The sequence below is a fragment of the Microcystis sp. M083S1 genome (genome assembly GCF_020246405.1).
In the GTDB taxonomy this organism is placed as follows: domain Bacteria; phylum Cyanobacteriota; class Cyanobacteriia; order Cyanobacteriales; family Microcystaceae; genus Microcystis; species Microcystis aeruginosa_C.
This window is the reverse complement of record NZ_JADBTB010000047.1, coordinates 1-5,985: the sequence shown is the minus strand read 5'-3', so window position 1 is coordinate 5,985 and position 5,985 is coordinate 1. Positions and strand designations below refer to the sequence as shown.

The window sequence follows — 5,985 nt, the reverse complement described above, 5'->3', positions numbered from 1 at the left end:
GCCGCTAATTTAGAGAGTTTATTACAACAGAAAAAAGGCAAAATAACCTATAAATCTGCTCAAGAAGTTCTCCTAGAATGTTATCTTGAAAAAGACCATTACGATCTAGTTGATATTGATGCTTTTGGTTCCCCTGCATCTCTGTTTAGTGCTATTCCTTTAGCCACTAAAATCGGTGGTTTAATTTATCTAACTAATACCGATGGACGGACGCTGACGGGTCATAATCTAGAAAATAGTTTAGCTGATTATGGATCCTATGCTCGCAATCATCCGGCTGCCCACGAACAGGGATTAAGATTAATTATCGCCGGTTTGCAATTAGAATCGGCCCGGTTAGGTTTAGGAATTACGCCGATTTTTTCCTTCTTTTTTGGTCAAAGTTATCGGGTGATGGTGCGGTTAACGGCCAATAGACAATTAAATAGTCATAACTACGGTTTTCTCGGTTATTGTCATAGCTGCGGAGAATATCAATCAGTGCCTTGGCCGAAGTTAGGCAAGATAGTTTGTTCTGGGGACGGGCAACCTTTAACCTTAACCGGACCCTTGTGGTTAGGCAGTTTACATGATCGCCTTTATCTAGAAAAAATGGCAGATTTAGCCCATCAATGGCAGTGGAAAAAGGTAGTTAAATTGTTAGAAATAATGAGGGAAGAAAACGATTTTCCTCCCTATTTTTATAGCTTTCGGGAAATTGGTAGAAGGGGCAAATTAGATCTACCTAAAAGGGAAGATTTAATTGCAGCTCTCCTAGAACAAGGTTATCGAGCCGCTGCCACCCATATTAACCCACAAGCGCTGAAAACTAACGCTTCTTTAGCCCAATGTATCGCACTACTCAAGGACTAATTAGGGTTTGCGGCAAAAAGTTTTTCGTGGGGGTAGGGTGTGGGGTGTGGGGTGTGGGGTTTTACCGATTTTCAGGGGGTCAATTTCCCCCCCCGATCACCCCAAGGTCTGGCACTTTTTGATGGGAAAAAAGTCTAAAATTCTTATCCAACAAGGTTTTTAGATTTATTCAGCACACCCTAATTAGTTAATACCAATAACTAGAACTTTGTTGGGGTTCAGGGGCAAAAGCTAACCAGTAGGGGAATTGTAAAAGAGCGAAATTCAGCCGTTCTTCGGTATCATCGATGATAATGAGCGGTGAATACTTATCGTCGATTAAACGTTCCGCTTTTTGAATTAAAGCTTCGGGAGACTCAAAGAGAACAATGCCGCGGTCCGGGCCAAAATCGGCGCGGGAAATGCCGAGACAATCTTGGAGGCCGCGCCGCCATTCGCCTAAACGTTCGGGACTATTAGCCAGAACGAGAGAACGGAAGCGATCGCCCTGTAATTCCGCCATAATCGAGATAATTGCCGAAGCCACCAGAATATTTTGGAGACGGCTACCCATACCGCGAACAGTACCCCGGCCCCCCTGTTTAAAGAACCACTGTTGCACCCGTTCGGCGTGAATTGGTTCAAAAGTGCGCCGTAGTTGCCAAGGCGGACCGTAATAATCAGGACGACTGCGATAACGGTCTAAAAGAGCTTGGATGCGCTGATTTTGGTCAGAAAAGCCCTGTCTAGGGGTGGATTGCCCCACCGGTTCCGATTCATAACCCGAACGGTTAGAGCGACGGGGTTCTTGCCAATTATCCCGGCCCTGGTTACTGGTACGGGGGGGACGGGGACTTTCTTCGCGATCATCCCGGCCTTGACTGCCACGGGATGGGCGCGGGTTTTCCTCCCGTTCGGTCCGCAGGGGAGGTTCCACGGGTCGGGGGGATTTTTCGGGGGTTTCAAAACGGGGTAATTCCAACTGTTCGGCAGCCGCAGCCAAATCCTGTAAACTGCCCACCAGATAGTCTTTAAATCCCTGAACCCGCACGGCTATGTCCTGGGAGACTCCGGCGAAATTACTCCGCATTTCCTGTCGAATACGCTCACGACGGCGTTCTAACTGTTCGATCGCCAATTCTAAAGCCTGTTTGCGTTGTTCTAGGTCTTTTACGCCTTCCTTGAGCATTCTTTCGATTTGAGCTTTGATATCTCCTAGTTCCTCGGCGATCAAGCGTTCTTTTTCCGCTTTTAACGCCGAGATTTCCGCCGCTAGGCTCTGTTTTTGCCGTTCTAGAGCCTCGATTTCCCCCCGCAGGGGTTGCGCCTGCGCTGTGGGAACTAATTCGCCTTCGGGGGCGGTTTCCGATGGCAGGGGATTCTCTACCGGGCGATCGTTCCAGAGATCATCAAAACTAAATTCTTCGACAGATTCATTGGGTAAGTCTGTCATTTTGTCAAGGGGTAAAACATTAAAATCTTCTGAATTCATCGGCTTTAGAAATGCAGAGCGAACAGAGGGCCAAGGCAGGTAATTAAGTAAGTGGTTCTAATTAATAGACGATATATCTTGCCTTCGATCCCCCCTGCCCCCCTTAATAAGGGGGGTGCCGATAGGCGGGGGGATCCCCCCTGCCCCCCTTAATAAGGGGGGTGCCGATAGGCGGGGGGATCTGACAATTTTTAACACCTACCCACTTAAGACGCTATTAGCTAGATTTTATTTTATCTCAATCTTAGTTCGCTTCTGAGTCGATCGCTTGCGATGCTGCTAAAGGATAGTATTTTTCCAGGCACAGTCTCAGGGTTGCGCTGTCAAAGATAATGGGCAAAAAATGAATGCTGTTAATTTCTTTGAAATAAAACAGGATCGGGACTTTGTTCCAGAAAATTCGCCAATTTTGCCATTCTTGGTAGGGAAAGGAGCGAATTTGTTGCCCGGACAGATAGACATCTAGGGAAGTGGGGGTAAACTGGAGGCGAATGCGGGTAGTCTGGAACATCAAGAATAGGCCTAACAGGGAGAAAATTATTCCGAGCCAGACCTGTAAAAAGAGTAAAGGCAGCGATAAAATTACCAAAAACAGGGGAATTCGATAGTTAGGAGCCAGTTCGATCGTTCCTGTTACTTCTTGCGGGGAAATAGTTGTCATTGGTGTCCCTATCGGCAGTCAGCCAAAATATATTCGCTTCTAGTTTATCGCATTGTTTTTCGAGAAGCGATCGAGATAATCGAGACTTGATCGGCGATGATCTGGTGGTGTCATGGCATCATAGAAGGAGACTTTACCCCCGTATGCACGCCGGAGATTAAAATCAGTTAAGACCTTAGATCGTTGATCGGCGAGGATCAATTCTTTATTTAAGAGGATTAAATCAGCAAAATGGGTGATAGATTCGCCTAAATCATGGTTAACCACCATGACAATTTTATTTTCTTGGGCTAACTCACCAAAGATATTAAAAAGAACCCCCTCGGTTTTTTGATCTACCCCAACGAAAGGTTCATCAAAACAGAAAATCTCCGCTTCTTGGGCCAAAGATCTGGCTAAAAAGACTCTTTGCTGTTGTCCCCCCGACAGCTGACCGAGGGGACGATGGCGCAAATCAGCCATTTCCACCCGTTCTAGGGCATTTAAAGCCTGTTGACGACTAATATGGGAAAAAGGACGAAACCAACCCGTTTTTCTGACTCTCCCCATCATTACCACATCCCAAGCGGTGACGGGATAGGTCCAGTCGATTTGAGATCTTTGGGGAACATAAGCGACTTTATCCAGTTGTTGCTGTAGAGATTGCCCTTGATAGTTAACGCTTCCCTGTTGTACGCGAATTAATCCTAGCATGGCTTTGATCAGGGTACTTTTACCCGCACCGTTGGGACCGATGATACCGGTTAATCGTCCTGGATGAATTTTCAGGGTGATATCCCGTAGGGCTTCCACGCCGCGATAATATACTCCTAGATGACTAACTGTAATTGTCCTTTGCATAGTTGTTATCCCGAGTCTCCAGTTCTAGCATAACTAAAAATGAGACAATTATGAAGCAAGCATGAAAAGATTATGAAAGATCGCTAGGGTGAGATTAATCGCCACTCAGTAAAGCTTCCACGAATTCGTAACTGGAAAAAGGCCGCAGATCCTCGATTCCTTCCCCAGCACCCACAAAGCGAATCGGGAGGTTAAGCTGACGCGCTACGGCAAGGGCGACACCCCCTTTAGCTGTACCATCGATTTTAGTCAGGATCACGCCGCTTAATTGGGCAGCTTCCGAGAAAACTTCTGCCTGTCGCAGCCCGTTTTGTCCTAAAGTGGCATCGAGAACTAGAAGGGATTCCACCACGGCACTCTCGGCTTTTTTGTCGATAATACGGCGAATTTTGCTTAATTCTGCCATTAAGTTCTTTTTATTCTGCAATCTTCCCGCCGTATCTACTAAAAGTAATTCTATCTCCCTGGATTTAGCGGCTTCGATGCCATCGTACACCACGGCGGCCGGGTCGGTATTTTTGCCCGGGTTGGCAATTACTTCGACTTGCGATCGCTCTCCCCAAACTTTCACCTGTTCCACGGCGGCAGCGCGAAAGGTGTCGGCAGCGGCGATTATACAACTATAGCCAGATTGTTTAGATAAATGGGCTAATTTGCCTATAGTTGTTGTTTTACCGACTCCGTTAACTCCTGTGAGCATCCAGATATTTAATTTGCCTTTTTCTGGCTCAAAACCGGGGTTGCTATAATTGGCTAAAGGTGCATCTAAAATCTCGCGGATAATTTCTTTGAGATATTCGATCGCTTTTTCGGGGGGCAAAGCTTCCTGTTTTAGCTTATTTTGGAGGGTAGTGATAATATAATCGGTGGCATCTACCCCCACATCGGCCTGAAGCAATAAAGCTTCAATTTCCTCCACCGCATCTTGATTGAGGGGACCCTGACCGACCACGGCCTTAAGCTGATTGACCAAGCTGCGGCGCGTTTTGCCTAAACCCTGACGCAATTTTTTTAACCAGGTGATTTCTTCTTCTGAAACGTCCTCTGCTTGTCGTCCCTGATTGGCTAAAACTTTGGCTGACCAGATAAAATCTTCATCCGGTTCTGTGGGGGTTTCGATGGCGGTTTCTTTGAGAATTTCGAGGCGATCGGATTTTTTCAGCCATGCGGGGGTATTATCCTCGGTTTCTTCTTCTTTAACCGGTTCTTCCTCTTGCAGAGGTTCCGTTTCAGCAATGGATGTTTCAGGGGTTTCGCTCACGACGGCCTCGGCCGTGGCTTTTTTCTCTTGAATATTTTTAAAGGCTTTTTTGGCCCAATCTAAATACTCTTCCTGACTGGTTGCCTCGCTAGTCGTCGGGGTTGCCTCGCTGGGGGTTTCCTCTACGGGTGCGGGGGGTGCTTGTTCTTGTTCGGGTTGGACTTTCTGACGACGGAACCAGTTAAACATAGGAGAAACTAAACATAAAACTATTTATCTAGTTTATCTTAACCCTTAGCGTGAGCAATTTTGATAGTTAGATTTTTAATTATGAATTTCTCAGCATTTTTTGCCGGAGATTAAGGAAAAAATATAATCCGAGCCACTCAATTGATAACCTTGCTCAAGGATAACTTTGTCTCTTTTTAGAGAAATGCTGTATCCTAGAAAATAGAATAGGAAGGAGAGTCAAAAATGTTAACCACTACTGAAACTAAATATTATACTCCCGAAGAATATCTCGCCCTAGAGGAAACGTCCGAAGATAAAAATGAATATCGTCAAGGAGAAATTATCCTAATGGTAGGAGCCACCACTAATCACAATCAGATTTGTCTAAATTTTTGCCGTAATTTTTCCTTAAATATCAATAATCAAGATTATTATACCTATATGGAAACGGTGCGTTTATGGCTATCAGATTATAGCATTTACACCTATCCCGATGTGATGGTGATTCAAGGTCAACCTCTCTATCAAGGCAATAGTCAATCTAACGTGATCAATCCCTTAATTATTGTCGAAGTTCTCTCTAATTCTACCCAAGCTTATGATCGAGGGGATAAGTTTAAATTCTATCGTTCCTTGCCAACTTTTCAGGAATATATTCTGATCGAACAATCTAGTTATAGTGTGGAACGTTACTATAAACAAAAGGATGATCAATGGTTAATTGATTTC

The 5,985-nt window shown here is 45.2% G+C and carries 6 protein-coding genes; 2 read left to right on the top strand and 4 right to left on the bottom strand.

The features are described from left to right. Positions 1 to 852 (top strand): tRNA (guanine-N1)-methyltransferase (locus tag IM450_RS04125; protein WP_287666234.1); only part of this gene is annotated, 852 nt, incomplete at its 5' end. 187 nt (positions 853 to 1,039) lie between these two features. Here IM450_RS04125 and IM450_RS04120 read toward each other — a convergent pair. The 4 genes from IM450_RS04120 to ftsY all read right to left on the bottom strand — a co-directional run bounded on the left by IM450_RS04120 (position 1,040) and on the right by ftsY (position 5,274). After that, positions 1,040 to 2,323 (bottom strand): DUF3086 domain-containing protein, encoded by a 1,284-nt coding sequence (locus tag IM450_RS04120; RefSeq protein WP_002802344.1) that lies wholly within the window; start codon positions 2,321 to 2,323, stop codon positions 1,040 to 1,042. A gap of 244 nt (positions 2,324 to 2,567) precedes the next feature. Then, complete coding sequence (locus tag IM450_RS04115) at positions 2,568 to 2,984, bottom strand: DUF3119 family protein (RefSeq protein WP_002751775.1); 417 nt, start codon at positions 2,982 to 2,984, stop codon at positions 2,568 to 2,570. 39 nt (positions 2,985 to 3,023) lie between these two features. Further along, positions 3,024 to 3,824, bottom strand: a complete 801-nt coding sequence (locus tag IM450_RS04110) for a metal ABC transporter ATP-binding protein (protein WP_287666230.1) — start codon at positions 3,822 to 3,824, stop codon at positions 3,024 to 3,026. Between the two features lie 94 nt (positions 3,825 to 3,918). Then, a complete protein-coding gene (gene ftsY, locus IM450_RS04105) occupies positions 3,919 to 5,274 on the bottom strand; it encodes a signal recognition particle-docking protein FtsY (RefSeq protein WP_287666227.1) in 1,356 nt (451 codons plus the stop codon). Positions 5,275 to 5,499: 225 nt separating this feature from the next. On the opposite strand from ftsY, the gene IM450_RS04100 reads away from it, so the two are divergent. After that, the coding region (locus IM450_RS04100; RefSeq protein ID WP_287688706.1) for a Uma2 family endonuclease at positions 5,500 to 5,985 on the top strand (486 nt) is incomplete at its 3' end.